Raw genomic sequence first — 16,065 nt, forward strand, 5'->3', positions numbered from 1 at the left:
AGGTTGAACCTGCTGTGCCGGCCCGTGCTGCTCCTCGCTGATGCCGGGGGGTCGTCGTAGACGCCGCCGAGGTGACGGAGTTCGACCATGCGCAGAGACGGCGCCTCGGCCGTCACGGTGGCCGGTATCGAGTCGACGATGTCGGTGATCGCGGCGGGATCGAGGTCGTCGAGGAGCGCGCCTCGGTAGACGACGCTCTGTGGCGCAACGGGGTCGCGGTGGATGTCGGGAAGCTCTTCGGGCGCCATGATGCGGGTGTGATCGAGGATGATCGGAGCTGCACCGAGCATCGGACCGAGGATACGGGCCGAGTCGGCCGCCAGATCGACCGCGTGTGGATCGAGATGGGCGAACCGGAGGTGGACCACGAATTCGCCTCGGAGTTCTGCGGGGAGCTGCGGGGCCGGTGGCATGCGGATCAAAGCGATCGACGTGGTGGTACGCGAATCGAGCCCGTCGACCCAGTCCACGTACGCAGACAACAGAGCCTCCGCGTGCGTGCCGGCAAAGTAGATGCCCCCTCCGTAGAAGGCGGGGGTACTCGCGAGTTCGAATTCCAGCGCGGTGACGATGCCGAGGGGGCCGCCACCTCGGAGCGCCCAGAACAGGTCCTCGTCGTGAGGGCCGAGGCGCCGCGGTCGATAGTCGGCGTCGAGGACGGTGAGGGAGGTGACCCGGTCTGCCGCGAAGCCGAGTGTTCGTCCGAGAGGCCCGAGTCCGCCGCCGAGGGTGTAGCCGATCACTCCGACACTCATGGAGCCGCCGGACGCCCCGACGAGACCCCGAGGGCTTGCGGCGGTCGCGACGTCAGACCAACGGGCTCCCGGTGCGACCGTTGCGCGGTTGGAGAGGGGATCGATCCGCACGGTGTTGAGCTGTGTGGTCACGATGACCAGTGCGTCTTCGTGGCCGGAGAAAGCACCGTGCCCGGTGTTGAGAAGCGCAATGCCGAGATCATGATCGTCGGCCCAGCGCGCACCCGCGCCGATGTCGGCGACCGAGTGCGCCACGAGCACCAGGGGTGGTCGACAGGGGGTCGACAGATCCCAGGTGCGAGTCGCCGATTCGTACTCGTCGTCACTCTGTGTGTACACGGCGCCGGTGACGACGCGGCGAAGATCACTGGCATGGGTCACACATCAGGACAGTACTCCTCCTCTGGCTTCTCCGACGTGAATTCTTCGACATGAAATCTCCGACACAAATTCTCCGACGCAACTCAGGGCGCGACCTCTTCCAGTACCTCGCGAAACGCCAGCGTCGCCGGATGCTGCGCCCCACTGGCGCGCACCGAGGTGAAGATCTTCCGGCGCGCGTCGCCGGGCAGCTCGAGCAGTCGACAACTCGTCGCCCGACCCGTCCACACGAGGTCAGGCATGAGCCCGACGGCGTTTCCCGACTCGATAAGCCGGATCTGCGCCTGCAGGTCGGCCGTCTCGTAGCGCACGTCGGGCTCGAATCCGGCCTGCCGGCAGCGCTGCAGCGCCCAATGCCGCGACGCCGCGCCCGCGGGTTCCATGACCCACGGCAGGTCGTGCGCATCCTCGATCGACGCCACGTGGTGAACCTGCCTCGACAGAGGTGGCACGGCGAGCCTGACCGCATCGCTCGTGAGCCGCCTCTTGTCGAGCTCTGGATGCCGCGGCGCCGCGTGCGCCGGATACTCCTCGGCGACGACCATGTCGAAGTCGCGGGCCCATGTCTCGTAGAGCGCCGTCTCGGGCTCGCGCTGCACCATCTCGACCCGCACCTCGGAATAGCGAGAGCGCATGACGCTGAGCGCATCCGGCATGAGGGCCAGCGCGGCCGACTGGAACACGGCCACCCGCACCGTGCCGGTGACCGCCGTGAGCGACGCGGCGAGGGTCGCCTCCGCACTCTCGAGCAGCTGCAGCATCGATGCAGTGTGCTCGACGAGAATCTCGGCCTGCGGCGTCAGCTGCACGCGGCGCCCCACCTTGCGCAGCAGCTCCACGCCGGTCTCTTTCTCCAGAAGGGCGAGCTGTTGCGACACCGACGACGGACTGAAGCTCATGGCCGTCGCGACCTCGGCGAGCGTGCCGCGCAGCTTGAGTTCGTGCAGGATGCGCAGACGCCGTACGTCGAGCATGGAAGTCGTTTCTCATTCATCGGCCGAGCTACTGATTACCGGTTATAAACAATCACTTTACCTAATGTGATCCGCCTCCATACTGAATGCATGACCGATACCGCCGAGAACCCGATTCCCGCCGTTGACGCGCCGCTTCCCCCACCGGATGCCGTGACCGCGCTCGTGCGTCGCTGGCTCACGGAAGCGGCCGCCATCCCGGCCGACGCCTCGGCGCAGCGCCTGGCGGGTGTGCTGAAAGACCCGAAGGGGCTCGACTTCACGGTGGGCTTCGTCGACGGAGTCGTGCGCCCCGAAGACCTCGGCGTCGCCGCGCGCAACCTGCGCGCACTGTCCCCCGACGTGCCCGCGTTCCTGCCGTGGTACCTGAAGAGCGCCGTTCGCCTCGGAGGGCTGGCCGCCCCGATCGTGCCGGCCATCGCCATCCCGATCGCTCGTCGCGTGCTGCGCGGAATGGTCGGCCACCTCATCATCGACGCGACGGACGCGCACCTGGGCTCTGCAATCGCGAAACTGCGCGGCCGCGAGGGAACCAAGCTGAACGTCAACCTGCTCGGCGAGGCGGTGCTCGGCGAGGCCGAGGCGGCCCGCCGCCTCGAGGGCACCCATCGCCTCCTCGCTCGGGACGACGTCGACTATGTGTCGATCAAGGTGTCGGCGACGGTCGCCCCGCACTCCGCGTGGGCATTCGACGAGGCCGTCGCCCACATCGTCGAGCGCCTCACCCCGCTGTTCGAGCGCGCGAGCTCGAACTCGCCGGCGAAGTTCATCAACCTCGACATGGAGGAGTACAAAGACCTCGACCTCACCATGGCGGTCTTCATGCGCATCCTCGACGAGCCGCGCTTCCACGAGCTCGAGGCCGGCATAGTTCTGCAGGCATATCTTCCGGATGCCCTGTCGGCCATGATGCGCCTGCAGAATTGGGCATCCGCTCGCCGGGCCGCCGGCGGTGCCGGGGTGAAAGTGCGCATCGTCAAGGGAGCGAACCTGCCCATGGAGGAGGTCGAGGCGAGCCTGCACGGCTGGCCGCTCGCCACGTGGAGCACGAAGCAGCAGAGTGACACGAACTACAAGCGCGTGCTGAACTACGCGCTGCACCCCGACCGCATCGACAACGTGCGCATCGGGGTCGCCGGGCACAACCTGTTCGACATCGCGTTCGCGTGGCTTCTCGCGGAGGGGCGCGGCGTCGCGGCGGGCATCGAGTTCGAGATGCTGCTCGGCATGGCGCAGGGGCAGGCCGAGGCGGTGCGCCATGAGGTCGGGTCGCTGCTGCTCTACACGCCGGTCGTGCACCCGCAGGAGTTCGATGTGGCCATCGCGTACCTCATCCGCCGCCTGGAGGAGGGCGCCGCGAGTGCGAACTTCATGTCGGCCGTGTTCGAGCTCAGCGAGAACGAGGCGCTCTTCACCCGTGAGCGCGAGCGCTTCGAGGCCTCCCTCTCAGACCTCGACGATTCAGTGCCGCAGCCGAACCGCACCCAGAACCGCGCGCATCCGCAGCCCGCGACAGACGGCACGGGCTTCGACAACACCCCCGACACCGACCCGGCCCTGCCGGCGAACCGAGCATGGGGGCTCGAGATCCTCGGTCGCGTGCCGTCGTCGCTGCTGGGCGACGACACGACCGCCGCGTCGATCGTGCGCGATGAGAGCGAACTGGACGCGATCATCCAGAATGCCGCTACGGCCGGCTCGGCCTGGGGCCGGCTCTCAGGCGACGAGCGAGCCGAGATCCTGCATCGCGCCGGAGACGAGCTCGCCCTCGGCCGCGCCGACCTCATGGAGGTCATGGCCAGCGAGACGGGCAAGACGCTCGATCAGAGCGACCCCGAGGTCTCGGAGGCGATCGACTTCGCGCACTTCTACGCCGAGCGCGCCCGCGAGCTCGATCACGTCGACGGGGCGAGCTTCGTTCCCTCGCGGCTGACCGTCGTGGCTCCGCCTTGGAACTTCCCGGTCGCCATCCCCGCGGGCTCGACACTCGCGGCCCTCGCCGCCGGCTCCGGCGTCGTCATCAAACCCGCCCGCCAGGCGCGCCGTTCCGGCGCCGTGATGGTAGAGGCGCTGTGGCGCGCCGGTGTTCCCCGAGACGCCCTGCGCCTGGTTCAGCTCGCCGACCAGTCCCTCGGCGAGCGCCTCATCGCGCACGAGGACGTCGACCGCGTCATCCTCACCGGCGGCTACGAGACGGCCGAACTGTTCCGCTCGTTCCGCCCCGACCTGCCCCTGCTCGCCGAGACGAGCGGCAAGAACGCCATCATCGTGACTGCGTCGGCCGACCTCGACCTGGCGGTCAAAGACGTCGTCGCGTCGGCGTTCGGCCACGCCGGCCAGAAGTGCTCGGCCGCGTCCCTCGTCATTCTCGTGGGATCGGTCGCCACCTCGCGCCGGTTCCGCACCCAGCTCATGGATGCGGTGTCGTCGCTCACCGTCGGCTATCCGGCCGACCCCCGCACGCAGATGGGCCCGGTCATCGAGCCCGCGAAGGGCAAGCTGCTCGCCGGCCTCACCACGCTGGGCGACGGCGAGAGCTGGCTCGTCGAGCCGAAGCGCCTCGACGACACCGGCGCACTGTGGAGCCCCGGAGTGCGCACCGGCGTTCGCCGCGGCTCCGAGTACCACCTCACCGAGTACTTCGGACCGATCCTCGGCATCATGACGGCGTCGACCCTCGAGGAGGCGATCGCCATCCAGAACGAGATCGACTACGGACTGACCGCGGGACTGCACTCGCTGAACTCGGCCGAACTCGGCGTGTGGCTCTCGCGCATCCAGGCCGGCAATCTGTACGTGAACCGGGGAACGACCGGCGCCATCGTGCGCCGCCAGCCGTTCGGCGGCTGGAAGAAGTCGGTCGTGGGCCCCGGATCCAAGGCCGGCGGGCCGAACTACCTGCTCGGACTCGGCTCGTGGCGAACGGCCGTGAGCCACGCCGACGCCCCGGTCGCGAACGCGTCGGTGCGCCGCCTGATCGACGCGGCCGCAACCGAGCTCGGCGCCGACGACTTCGGCAGCCTGCGCCGGGCCGCCGCCAGCGATGCCGTCGCGTGGGCGTCGGAGTTCGGCACCGCGCGCGATGTGTCCCGCCTCACCGCCGAGCGCAACGTGTTCCGCTACGTGCCGCGCCCCGTGACCATCCGGTTCGGAAGCGACGCTCGCGACGCCGAGGTCGTGCGCGTGCTCGCCGCCGCGTTCGTGTCGACCGCCCCCGTCGAGGTGTCGGCCGCCGTCGCGCTTCCGTCGGAGCTGCGCGCCGCCGTCTCCGAGTGCGGCCTCTCGATGCGCATCGAGAGCGACACGGCCTGGCTGGCTCGCGCGAAAACGATGTCGGATGCGACGATCCGACTGGTCGGCGCCTCGGAGCGCGAGCTCGCGTTCGCTACGGGCGGCCGCCCCGATCTCGCCGTGTACGCGGGCGAGGTGACGGAGTCGGGCCGCCTGGAGCTGCTGCCCTTCCTGCACGAGCAGGCGGTGAGCATCACGGCGCACCGCTTCGGAACCCCGAACCACCTGAGCGACGGCCTGATCTAGCCCCACCCGTCGCGCCACCCTTCGCGGATGAGGAAGATTCCAGGACACGCCGCTCTACGCGCCTGCGGACGCGGCGTGTCCCGACTTTTTCCTCATCCGTGAAACGGCACGGCGGTGCTCCGGGTCTACGCTCCCGCGAAGAACGCTCCCACCGCGGCCGACAGCGCCACCGGGTCGTTCACGTGGCACAGCTCGCGCGCGGAGTGCATCGACAGCAGCGGAACTCCCACGTCGACCGTGCGGATTCCGAGCCTCGTAGCAGTCAGGGGCCCGATCGTCGATCCGCACGGAACTGCATTGTTCGACACGAACTCCTGGTAGCTGACACCCGCCTTCTCGCAGGCGCGCGCCCACAGGGCCGCACCGAACGCATCCGTCGCATAGCGCTGGTTCGCGTTGATCTTGAGCAGCGGACCCCCGCCGGCGATCGGCGCGTTCACCGGGTCGTGCCGCTCGGGGTAGTTCGGGTGAATGGCGTGGCCCGCGTCGGCCGACAGACACCAGGATGCGGCGTATGCCCGCAGGCGCTCGGTCGACGCGGCGCCGAGTCCGGCCCCGACGCGCGTGAGCACGTCGTCGAGAAACGGTCCGGATGCCCCGGAACGCGACTCGCTTCCCAGTTCTTCGTGGTCGAACGCGGCGAGCACGCTGATGTGCGACGCGGCGCCCGACGCGGGAGGTGCATCCGACGCGGCAGGTGCATCCGACGCGCCCCGCGCTGCCGCGGCGATCAGCGCTACGAGCCCCGCGTACACCGACGACAGATTGTCCATGCGCCCTGCCGCGAAGAGCTCGCCGTCTTGGCCGAAGCGGGCAGGCGCCTGGGTGTCGGCGGTCAGCAGGTCGTACCCCGCGACATCCCACGCAGCAACGCCGGCGAGGTGCGCGAGGTGCGCGAGCAGGTCGCCGGCATGGCCCACGCCGAAGACCGGGGTCAGGTGCCGCTGCTTGTCGAGCACCAGCCCCGTGTTCACGTCGCGGTCGAGGTGGATCGCGAGCTGCGGTATGCGCAGGTAGGGCCCGGTGCGCACGAGGTGCTCGCGGCCGTCGCGGGTGACGAGGCGCCCGGCGAGTTCGAGCTCGCGGTCGAGCCACGAGTTGAGCAGCGGGCCGCCGTAGACCTCGACGCCGGCCTGCAGCCATCCGCGGTTCGAGATCGTGGGCTTCGGCTTGAGTTTGAACGCGGGCGAGTCGGTGTGCGACCCGAGGATGCGGAACGGCGTCGTCGCCGTCGCACCAGCCGGTTGCAGCCACGCGATGATGGCGCCGTCGCGCACGACGTAGCGCCGATCGGATGCGACGGGCCCGGCCCCCTCGATCGTCGCCTGCCACTCATCCGTCTCGTCGAGCGGCGAGAAGCCAGCTTCGTCGAGCCGCCGGGCGACCTCGGCCACCGCATGATACGAGCTGGGAGCCGCCTCGATGAAGCGAGCGAAGTCGTCGATGTACGCGTCGGTCGTGGTGGCATCCATACCCCCAATCCAACCACCCGCCGCTGAGCCCCTTTCGCGGATGAGGAAAAACCCACGACACGCGGCGGAAGAACGGCTCGACACGCGGCGGGCGCAGCAATCTTCCTCATCCGCGAAGAGTCAGCGGGGCCGAGTTCGCTCAGGATGTCTCGTCGGGGAAGACTCGCTTGTAGGTGCGGCCGTCGGGCAGCGTCGTCGTCTCGGCGCGCAGCAGGCCGCGGCTGATGCGCAGGTAGATGGCCTGGGGACTCACTCCGAGCTTCGTCGCCGCCTCGGACACCGACATGCCGGGCAGGTCGGTGGGTACGCTGCTCGGGCGGGTCGACCGCTTGCGGCCCGCCTCGTGGCGCTCGTGGATCTCGGCGTCTGTTCCGTGCCAGCGCCACTTCGCCGCGGCGGCGCCGAGGCCGGCTGCACTCGCGACGTCCTCCCATGTGATGCCGGATGCGCGGGCCTCGCGCACGGCGTGCAGGGTCGCTGCGTCTTTCTCGAGGGCGGCGGTGAGCATGCGCACACTGCGGATGCGCTCGAGCGCCGGGGGCGGTGATTCGGGCGAGGCGGCCGCGGCGACATCGAGTTCGGCCACGCGGGCGAGCCACTCGCGACTCTCGTCAGACAGGAAGGACACGTGGTCATGCTAACCCCGCGCCGCTACTAATTCAGGAGGAGAGGCTCGCCGCGTGGATTGCGTCCTCGGCGACGCTCTCCTCCTGAATCAGGAACGACGTTCAGAGACTCTCGGCCCTTTTGGCGAGGCGCTTCAGCGCTTTCGGGGACTCGTTCAGCGCCGCCGCTCCGCGGTGCTCGGCTCGCACCGACATCGCGCCGTACACAAAGGTGCTCTCGCCCGCCGCGTGCGCCCGGTTCGAGGTCAGCAGAAGGTGCTGCACGAACAGGGCGCTGTCGCGATGGTCGCCGAGCGCATCCTGCACCCGTTCGGCCTCGCGGGAGATGTGCCGATACTTCGTTTTGAGTACGGCCGTGCCGCCCGTCGACACCGCGTCTGCCGCGAACCGCAGCCGGCGCGCGGCCTTGCGAGCATCATGCAGGGCGCCGTCTCCGCGCGCGTCGCGATCGCCGCTCACGTCGGCGCCGCCCGTTCGGGATGCCCCGGCGAAGGCGGCCGCGCCGGCCCGCGCGCGCAGGCGCGCCAGTTCGCGTGCGATGACCTTCGCGGCGACGATCCTGATCGGCTGCCGCTTCTCGCCGTGCGCCGAGAGCGATGGATTCGCCACGAACTCGTCGAGAGCATCGAACAGTCTGTAATAGGCGGCGCTCGAGAGCATCCGCAGCGCGCCGGCGTGCGCCTGGCGGTACTCCTCGAGCGACTCCTCGACGAGGCGGCGGTGCGCCGCGTCGCCCGTGCGGTGCCCGAGCTCGCACAGTTCGTCGTCGGCGAGTTGGCCGCGTACTTCGGCGTCACGCGCCGCTCCGAGAACACCGCCCAGCGTCGTCAACTGGTCGCGCAGCGAACCCACGCGCTCGGCGTCGAACAGGCGACGGTAGGCGGCGAGAACACTGCGCAGTCGACGCACGACGGACCGCATGCGATGCACGGAGTCCGGCTGATCGGCGCGCACCTCCGGATCGAGCTGTTCGAGCTGCTCGACCAGTTGCCGCACCGCTTCGACGATCACGTCGACGGCCGGGCTCTTCGCGGTGAGCCTCGAGTCCTGCCCCGCGGCCTGCTTCGAAGTCTGCTTCGCAACAGGCACTTCGGCCCCGCGCAGCACGTCGCCCAGTGAGCTCTGCCCGAGGGCCCGCGCGATCTTCGCCGGTGACGACGACACCGTGGCGGCCTCGGCAAGCACGGCGACCTCGATGGCGTCGAGCAATGCGGTGCGCGCCTCTTCGCTGTCGGGCGCACCCGGCAGAAGTTCCACCTCCCATTCGCGCCAGGCTCGCACGGTTCCGCCCCGAACATCCGATGCCGTGACGTGGTCGTCGGCGAACTCGGCCACGGCACTGCCGCCCTCGGCGATCAGGTGCGTCGCCGTGCGGCGCGTCGAGATGCGGGCCAGCGGGGTCAGGATGCGATCGCGCACGATGGCGCGCACCGGCTCGAGCACCGAGTCAGGCACCGCTGCAATCGACGAGTCGACATCGCCGCCCGAGTCGACATCGAGCGGCCAGTGCAGCTCGGTGCGCCCCTCGCCGGCGGGGCGCTTGATGTGCCATCCCTCGTCGCCGCCGCCCTCGCGTCGGCGAACGATGTGCCGCTTGCGCAGCAGGTCGAGGCCCTCGGTGTCGTAGTACACGGCCTCGAGCTGCACCGTGTCGTCGACAGAGACGCTCTCGATGCCGACGACGCTCGTGAAAGGGGGAACGACCGCGTTCTCGTCGACGTCGTACTTGCGCTCGATCTCGACCTGGCTGGTGTGCTTCATGGGTCTTATTGTCGTCGACGACGGTCAGCGCTGCGCGCGAAACCTGTTCTCGGGATCGAGCGTGACGAGCATCTTGCCCATGATGCGATCGAGGTCGGCGATATCGGCGGCCGTCAACGGGTCGATCACGTTCTCGCGCACGGTGCCCACATGGCCGGGCGCGGTCGCCACGACTTTCTCCCAGCCCGCATCCGTGAGGTGCGCGTTCGTGGCGCGACGATCGTCGGCACAGGACTTGCGCTCGATGTAGCCGCGCTTCTCGAGGCGCGAGACCACGTGCGAGAGGCGGGGAAGCGAGGCGTTCGTGGCCGACGCGAGCTCGGTCATGCGAAAGACACGGAGCGGCGCCTCCGAGAGCCTGGCGAGCGTGAAGTACTCGAAGTGCGTGAGGTCGGCATCGTGCTGCAGCTGGCTGTCGAGCACACCCGGAAGCAGCTCGACGACGGCGATGAACTTCACCCAGGCGCGCTGTTGATCGTCGCTCAGCCAGACATCCTCACTCATGTCGACCATTCTATCGCACTACTTGACGCTACAACTAAGTGGGGCTAGGTTACTTGTATCTACAACCAAGCCGGGCAAGCCCGATCGACGCTACACAAGGAGTTCGCATGACTGACATCACCATCATCGGAGCAGGAAACATGGGTTCGGCAATCGCGGCGGTGGCAGTTGCCGGCGGAAACGTCGTGCAGGTTCTGGCACGCGACTCCGACAAAGCTGCCGCCGTCAACCCCCAGTCGACCGCCGGTGTCGTCGGAGACGCGATCACCGGTGACATCGTCATCCTCGCCGTCCCCTATGGCGCCATGTCTCCCGTACTCGAGGCCTATGCCGGGCAGCTCGACGGCAAGGTACTCGTCGACCTGGCCAATCCGCTCGACTTCTCGACCTTCGACTCGCTCGTCGTTGCCGCCGGCTCATCGTCGGCCGCCGAGATCGCCGCCGCCGTTCCCGGCGCATCCGTGCTCAAGGCCTTCAACACGAACTTCGCCGCGACCCTCGCTTCCAAAGCCGTCGGCGCCGAGAAGACGACCGTGCTGATCGCCGGCGACGACGCCGACGCCAAGGCGGCCCTCGTGGCCGTCGTCGAAGGCGGCAACCTCAAGGCTGTCGACGCCGGAAGCCTGAAGCGCGCACACGAGCTCGAGGCCCTCGGCTTTCTTCAGCTGACACTGGCCGCCGGCGAGAAGACCTCCTGGACGGGCGGCTTCGCACTCGCCGAGTAGTCCGCTCCGCGTACCGGCCACCACGCGTTTGTGCCCGATTACCTCCACGTGTTCCGTCATGACGGCACAGAACGGAGGTATTCGGGCACATTCGCAGCGCACCGACGAGTGGCAGAATCGACAGGTGACAGACACCCGCACCTTCTTCTTCACCGGCTCCTACACCGCAGACTCCGGCGGCACCGGCGCGGGCATCGGCCTGCTCGACGCCGCCGTCGGTCGCTCGCTCGAGTCTCTCGGAACCGTCGCCGAAGCGTCGTCGCCATCATTCCTCGCCACCCATCCGACGGCCCCGGTCGTCTATGCGGTCTGCGAGTTCGCCGGTGTTCTGCAGGCCTACTCGATTCGCGACGATTCCTCGACAGGCCTCGGTCCGGCCCTCGAACCCCTCGGCGAGCCCTGGACGACGGGCGAGGCCGGATGCCACGTCTCCGTCGATCCGCACGGTCACTACGCCATCGTCACCTGCTGGGGCGACGGCACCGTTCTTCTTTTCGGCCTCGACGCCCGAGGCGGCATCGTCTCGCGCTCGGTCGCGCCCGCGGCCCGCGACCCGCATGCCCACGAGTACCCCGTGCGCCAGTCGCGAGCGCACGCCAGCCTCGTGCTGGCCGACGGGCGCATTCTGACGACCGATCTGGGACTCGACGTCGTGCGCATCTGGACGCATGATCCGGTGCGCGGACTCGCGCCCGCGGGTTCCGTGACCCTGCCGTTCGGATCGGGCCCGCGGCACCTGGCGCTGCACCACGACGGCCGCGTGCTGGTGGTGACCGAGTACTCGGTAGAGGTGTTCACGCTCGCGCCGAACGATGACGGCGGATTCGAGGTGAGGCACTCCACGCCAGCCATCGAGGGTGGCGCGGCCGAGGGCGACACCGCCGCGCACATCGAGCTCTCGGCCGATTCGACCCGCGCCTACGTGGGGGTCAGGGGCTCGAATCGCATCGCGGTGCTTAGCATCGACGACGACGGTGCGCATCCGCTCGAGGCCTCGCCGTCGGGCGGCGACTGGCCCCGGCACCACCTGGTTCACGAGGGCCTGCTTCGCGTCGCCCACGAGCGATCGAACGACGTCACGACATTCGCTCTGGATGCCGCAACCGGCCTCATCGGGGAGCCGCTCGATTCGCTCGAGGTCGGCTCCCCGACCTGCCTGGTGCTCGCCCGTTAGCGACGGGCTCCGCCGCCGCCCATTCCTGAGGATGTCGCAGCCTCGTCGGCGGTGACCGTGGTGGCCGCTCCCCCGTCGACCGAGAGGCTGTAGCTCTCGCCGGCTACGACGTCGCTCGATGAGAAGACCACAGACTGCATCGTCTTCGTCGCGGTGAACGAGGCGATCTCGGTGCCGTCGCTCGAGAGAACCTGCACGGCGCTTCCGGCCGACACCTGGCTCGAGAGCACCGCTGAGATCCAGGCCTGCGCACTCGACGCGTTCGGCGCCACGATCATTCCGGCGCTTCCGGCCGCAATGAGGTCGCCGCCCGAGATGTCGAACTCTCCGTTCACGTCGAGCGCACCGTTGCCCGAGCCCGTCGGCCCGTTCACCACGATGGTTCCGCCTGTGATGGATGCCGTTCCGTTCGAGTCGAGGCCGTCGCCCTCCGCGTTGATCGTGACCGTTCCTCCCGAGATCGTGAACGAGTAGTTTCCGACCTCGTCCATGCCGCCGCCCATGCCGCCGCCGGGGCCGCCTGTGCCGCCAGGGCCAGCGGCGCCGCCGGTCGGGATCTCGCCCGCCGTAGGAGCCTGGCCCGCCGCATCCGAGGCCGTCGCATCCGCCGAGGCCGCCGTCGCGGTGCTGCCGCCGGCCGCATTCAGGCCGTCATCGCTCGAGGTGACGGTCACGTCTCCCCCCGAGATCGCGATGTCGGCGCTCTCGAGTCCTTCGGTCGACTCGGTCACCTCGACCGTTCCGCCGTCGATGTACAGGGCGGTGTCGGCGTGGATTCCGTCGTCGCCACTCGAGAGGGTCGCCGAGCCATCGATGAGGTGCACGCCGCCGTTCGAGTGGATGGCGTCATCGGCCGAGTCGACCGTCACATCGCCGCCCTCGACGACCACGATGGCCTCGCCCGAGATGCCCTTCGCCCCGGACTCCTCGCTGGCCGCGGCAGTTCCTCCGCTGGCGACCACGTCGAGGCTTCCGCCCGTGACAACCACGTCGGTCGCCGCGGCCAGGCCGTCATCGGCCGCAGTGACCGACACGTCGCCGCCGGAGACGTCGATGAAGCCTGCCGTCGCGTCGTCGGAGTTGTCGCTCTTGAGGCCGTCGCCACCGGCATCCACCATGATCGTGCCGCCGGAGACGGCGACGTAGTCCTTGCCTCGAATGCCGTCGTCGACGGCCGTGACCGTGATCGTTCCCGACTCGATCACGAGCCCGTCGCCGCTGGCGATTCCGTCGTTGCCATTTCCGCTCACCGTGAGCTCGCCGGAGCCGGTGATCGTGAGGTCTGCCGAGCTGTACAGCGCCGCATTCGCGTCGGCGTCGTCGGCGTAGCTCGACGTGTCGCCGAGCGTGTTGCTCGAGCCGGTCGCCAGGTCGACGACCACGTCTTTCGCGTCGGTCACCACGACCGCGGAGCCCGTCGAACTCGAGATGTCGGCCCCGTCGAGCACCAGCACGACCGACTCGTCGTCTGCGGTGTCGATGACGAGCTGGCCGTCGTCGAGGGTTCCGCTGATCAGGTAGGTGCCCGCTGCCGTGATCGTGGCCACAGAGCCATCGACGGTCACACCGTCGCCGGCCGAGATGCTGTCGCCGTCGAGCGTGACGACGACCCCGCCGGTCTCGTCGACGTCGGATGCCGCGGCGCTCGGCTCGATCGGCAGGTCGGCGGCGAGAACGTCGGATGCGCTTTGCGACGCATCGACGTCGTACGAGACGGCGGCAACGTCGGTCGCGCTCGTCGCAGTGCCGTTCGACGTGGTGGCCACGATGGCGCACCCGGCGAGGATGCCGCCGGCGAGCAGGAACGGAAATACGAGGGCGGTTCGGCGGCCTGCCTTGGATCGGCGGCCCTTGGATCGGCGGAATGTCATGATGCGTCCTTCACTGAAGTGGGAGTGTACGAAAGAGGTGCGACGTCGAAGTGCCGACGCAGGATGCGCGACCACTTGTTCGACGGAAGGTCGTTTCGCAGAGCTGCGAGCCCCGTTCCGTATTTCGAGATCGTCGCCGGACGGTGGCCGTGCGCCCAGAGCAGCCGGTCGACATCCGATGCCCGTGAGCCCGATTTGGTCTCGACGATCGCGATGTCGGGGCGCTCGAGCGGATGCTGCTCGTCGATGACCCAGCGCAGGCCGGTGTCGATCGTGGCCCGGCTTGCGGAGCCCGCAACGAAGAGCGTCATGCGTTCGTAACGGGTGATGAGAGTGGGAACGAGGATCGTCGGTTCGAGCTCGTCGAAGCCGGCCTCCTCGAGGGTCGACCACGCGTAGTCGTAACCCTCGGGGCTGACCTCGCCGCGCTCGTCGGGCGAGTACTCGAGGCGGTCTTTCACGGTGGCGCTGCGGGCACCCCTGGTCTTCACCTCGAGGAAGGTCGAGTCGGAGTCGACGTAGCTTCGGGTGCGCACCTTGAACCGCTTGCGCCGTGCCCTGGCCGCCATCCAGTAGCTGGTGAGGGCGGGGGTGTCGAAGTACACGGACTCGTAGCGGAAGTCGCGGAGCCCCCCGATCTCGAGCACCCGGGTGTCGGGGTCGAGGCCGGCGAGCAGGTTCTCGAGGGCTGTTGCACGCACCACGTACTTGCGGTCGATGCGGGTCTGCAGCGATGCGCGTTCGACGAGCTCGTCGAGGGCGATCGGGGCGAGTCGCGCCAGGGGTGCGGTGGCGGTCGCGGCGGTCATCGGGCCTGGTCCACCAGCAAGGCGTCGGGCTCGGGCTCGCGTTCGGACGCGCGCTCGGTCGAGTTCCGGATGCCCGTGCGGGCCGCCGCACCCGCGCCGGCCACGACCTCGAAGCGCACGTCGACGAGGGTCGTGTCGTTCACCAGGTCGAGGTGCTTGACCTGCACCTGCCGGATGCGGGCATCCAGCAGCCGGGCGAGGTGGGCGCCGAGCTCGACCTCGTCGGCGAAAGCGCGGTCGACCATGATGGTCTGCTGCCGGTAGCGGCGGAACAGGTGCGTGCTGTCGCCCACGAACATCACGGCGAGGATGAGCGCGATGAGGGCGACCGAGAGCACCGTCACGGTGCCGGCGAGGCCCGAGATGAGTCCGATCCCGAGCGCCGAGAAGTAGTAGGCGACCTCGTGCTGGGCGATCTCGTCGGAGCGCAGCCGAATGATCGAGAGCACCCCGAAGAGGCCGAGTCCGAGGCCTGCGCCGACCGTCGTCGATCCGAGCATGAGCGACACGGCGAGCACGCCGACGTTCACACCGAGAAAGGCGACCACGAGGTCGCGTCGGTGGTGCCGGCGAAAATAGAGGCCGAAGGTCAGAATGCCGATGGCCAGCAGGTCGATGGCGATGAGGGCGGCTTGGTCCATGGGGGTTTCTCCTGAGAATGAATGGCTGATGAATTCATTCAGCCGAGCATCCCTATGCGAACCCTATGAACCGACTAAGCCCCTCATGTGAAATCGCGCCCACAGGTAGGAGTCAGATCTGCGACAGCCTGCCCACGACCGTCGTCGTGAGCGCTTCCGTCCACGGCACGGGGTCGACGTAGCGAGGCGGCATCACGCCCACGAGGGTGATGCCTACGCGTGCGTAGCGCTCCATGTCTTTCACAAAACCGTCCGTGTCGCCGGTCGGATCGCCCCGGTACAGCATCGTCTTCTCGATGGCCTCGTAGTCGGTGCCGAGGTCGTCGCAGTGACCGCGCAGCACGTCGAGCTTGTGCTGCACCATCGCGAACGCCTCGTCGCCGGGGGCTCCGAACAGGTTGCATGCCTGCGCGTACTGGGCCACGAACTTCAACGTCTTGCGTTCGCCGCCCCCGCCGATCAGGATCGGCACCGAGCCGCGTACCGGCTGCGGCAAACAGATCGTCTCGGCGAGCGAGTAGTGCTCGCCCTCGAACGCTCCGTCGTTCGTCGACCACATCTGCCGGCAGATCTGCAGGGTCTCCTCGAGGCGCTCGAAGCGTTCCTTGGTCGAGGGGAACGGCACGCCCAGCGCCGCGTGCTCCCGCTCGTACCAGGCGGCGCCGAGGCCGAGCACGGCCCGGCCCCTCGAGAGCACGTCGAGGGTGGTCACCGTCTTGGCGAGCAGGCCCGGATGCCGGTACGTCACGCCGGTGACCAGCAGGCCCAGCCGCATCCGGTTCGTGATGCCGGCGAGGTAGCCGAGCGAGGTGTAGCCCTCGAGCATCGGCTCGAA

13 protein-coding genes are annotated in these 16,065 nt (G+C 68.8%); 3 read left to right on the top strand and 10 right to left on the bottom strand.

Annotated features, from left to right (window positions below):
* Together ACE5CZ_RS08320 and ACE5CZ_RS08325 are read right to left on the bottom strand one after the other, a co-directional pair.
* The coding region (locus tag ACE5CZ_RS08320; RefSeq protein ID WP_374946861.1) for an FAD-binding oxidoreductase at nt 1-1,136 on the bottom strand (1,136 nt) is incomplete at its 3' end.
* An 83-nt stretch (nt 1,137-1,219) separates the two neighbouring features.
* Nucleotides 1,220-2,110, bottom strand: coding sequence for a LysR substrate-binding domain-containing protein (locus ACE5CZ_RS08325; protein WP_374946862.1), 891 nt, complete (start codon nt 2,108-2,110; stop codon nt 1,220-1,222).
* A gap of 90 nt (nt 2,111-2,200) precedes the next feature.
* Between ACE5CZ_RS08325 and ACE5CZ_RS08330 the strand changes: the two genes are divergently transcribed.
* Nucleotides 2,201-5,647, top strand: coding sequence for a bifunctional proline dehydrogenase/L-glutamate gamma-semialdehyde dehydrogenase (locus tag ACE5CZ_RS08330; RefSeq protein ID WP_374946863.1), 3,447 nt, complete (start codon nt 2,201-2,203; stop codon nt 5,645-5,647).
* 125 nt (nt 5,648-5,772) lie between these two features.
* Here ACE5CZ_RS08330 and ACE5CZ_RS08335 read toward each other — a convergent pair whose 3' ends face one another.
* The 4 genes from ACE5CZ_RS08335 to ACE5CZ_RS08350 all read right to left on the bottom strand — a co-directional run bounded on the left by ACE5CZ_RS08335 (nt 5,773) and on the right by ACE5CZ_RS08350 (nt 10,010).
* The gene (locus tag ACE5CZ_RS08335; RefSeq protein WP_374946864.1) at nt 5,773-7,119 is read right to left on the bottom strand and encodes a M18 family aminopeptidase; all 1,347 of its coding nucleotides are present in this window, start codon (nt 7,117-7,119) and stop codon (nt 5,773-5,775) included.
* Nucleotides 7,120-7,258: 139 nt separating this feature from the next.
* Entirely contained in the window at nt 7,259-7,747 is a 489-nt protein-coding gene (locus ACE5CZ_RS08340; RefSeq protein ID WP_374946865.1) for a hypothetical protein, read from the bottom strand.
* Between the two features lie 100 nt (nt 7,748-7,847).
* Nucleotides 7,848-9,506 (bottom strand): CHAD domain-containing protein, encoded by a 1,659-nt coding sequence (locus ACE5CZ_RS08345; protein ID WP_374946866.1) that lies wholly within the window; start codon nt 9,504-9,506, stop codon nt 7,848-7,850.
* Nucleotides 9,507-9,530: 24 nt separating this feature from the next.
* Nucleotides 9,531-10,010 carry a MarR family winged helix-turn-helix transcriptional regulator gene (locus ACE5CZ_RS08350; protein WP_374946867.1) on the bottom strand — a complete coding sequence of 160 codons (480 nt, stop codon included), beginning with the start codon at nt 10,008-10,010 and terminating at the stop codon, nt 9,531-9,533.
* Nucleotides 10,011-10,117: 107 nt separating this feature from the next.
* Here ACE5CZ_RS08350 and ACE5CZ_RS08355 point away from each other — a divergent pair, with 107 nt between their 5' ends.
* Nucleotides 10,118-10,735, top strand: coding sequence for an NADPH-dependent F420 reductase (locus ACE5CZ_RS08355; RefSeq protein ID WP_374946868.1), 618 nt, complete (start codon nt 10,118-10,120; stop codon nt 10,733-10,735).
* Between the two features lie 124 nt (nt 10,736-10,859).
* Nucleotides 10,860-11,909 (top strand): lactonase family protein, encoded by a 1,050-nt coding sequence (locus ACE5CZ_RS08360; RefSeq protein WP_374946869.1) that lies wholly within the window; start codon nt 10,860-10,862, stop codon nt 11,907-11,909.
* Here the strand turns inward: ACE5CZ_RS08360 and ACE5CZ_RS08365 are convergent.
* The 4 genes from ACE5CZ_RS08365 to ACE5CZ_RS08380 all read right to left on the bottom strand — a co-directional run.
* Complete coding sequence (locus ACE5CZ_RS08365) at nt 11,906-13,780, bottom strand: carbohydrate-binding domain-containing protein (protein ID WP_374946870.1); 1,875 nt, start codon at nt 13,778-13,780, stop codon at nt 11,906-11,908. The genes ACE5CZ_RS08360 and ACE5CZ_RS08365 overlap by 4 nt on opposite strands.
* Complete coding sequence (locus ACE5CZ_RS08370) at nt 13,777-14,589, bottom strand: polyphosphate polymerase domain-containing protein (protein WP_374946871.1); 813 nt, start codon at nt 14,587-14,589, stop codon at nt 13,777-13,779. The genes ACE5CZ_RS08365 and ACE5CZ_RS08370 overlap by 4 nt, the downstream gene beginning before the upstream one ends.
* Nucleotides 14,586-15,230 carry a DUF4956 domain-containing protein gene (locus tag ACE5CZ_RS08375; protein ID WP_374946872.1) on the bottom strand — a complete coding sequence of 215 codons (645 nt, stop codon included), beginning with the start codon at nt 15,228-15,230 and terminating at the stop codon, nt 14,586-14,588. The genes ACE5CZ_RS08370 and ACE5CZ_RS08375 overlap by 4 nt, the downstream gene beginning before the upstream one ends.
* A gap of 112 nt (nt 15,231-15,342) precedes the next feature.
* Nucleotides 15,343-16,065: LLM class F420-dependent oxidoreductase (locus tag ACE5CZ_RS08380; RefSeq protein ID WP_374946873.1), on the bottom strand; the 723-nt coding region annotated here is incomplete at its 5' end.

Origin of the sequence: Agreia sp., from assembly GCF_964263775.1 — a bacterium.
In the GTDB taxonomy this organism is placed as follows: domain Bacteria; phylum Actinomycetota; class Actinomycetes; order Actinomycetales; family Microbacteriaceae; genus Agreia.

Bases quoted from the DNA above. Each gene is read 5' to 3' on its own strand.
- ACE5CZ_RS08365 (WP_374946870.1), bottom strand. From the start codon at position 13,780: ATGACATTCCGCCGATCCAAGGGCCGCCGATCCAAGGCAGGCCGCCGA.
- ACE5CZ_RS08355 (WP_374946868.1), top strand. From the start codon at position 10,118: ATGACTGACATCACCATCATCGGAGCAGGAAACATGGGTTCGGCAATC.
- ACE5CZ_RS08325 (WP_374946862.1), bottom strand. From the start codon at position 2,110: ATGCTCGACGTACGGCGTCTGCGCATCCTGCACGAACTCAAGCTGCGC.
- ACE5CZ_RS08345 (WP_374946866.1), bottom strand. From the start codon at position 9,506: ATGAAGCACACCAGCCAGGTCGAGATCGAGCGCAAGTACGACGTCGAC.
- ACE5CZ_RS08335 (WP_374946864.1), bottom strand. From the start codon at position 7,119: ATGGATGCCACCACGACCGACGCGTACATCGACGACTTCGCTCGCTTC.
- ACE5CZ_RS08350 (WP_374946867.1), bottom strand. From the start codon at position 10,010: ATGAGTGAGGATGTCTGGCTGAGCGACGATCAACAGCGCGCCTGGGTG.
- ACE5CZ_RS08330 (WP_374946863.1), top strand. From the start codon at position 2,201: ATGACCGATACCGCCGAGAACCCGATTCCCGCCGTTGACGCGCCGCTT.
- ACE5CZ_RS08370 (WP_374946871.1), bottom strand. From the start codon at position 14,589: ATGACCGCCGCGACCGCCACCGCACCCCTGGCGCGACTCGCCCCGATC.
- ACE5CZ_RS08375 (WP_374946872.1), bottom strand. From the start codon at position 15,230: ATGGACCAAGCCGCCCTCATCGCCATCGACCTGCTGGCCATCGGCATT.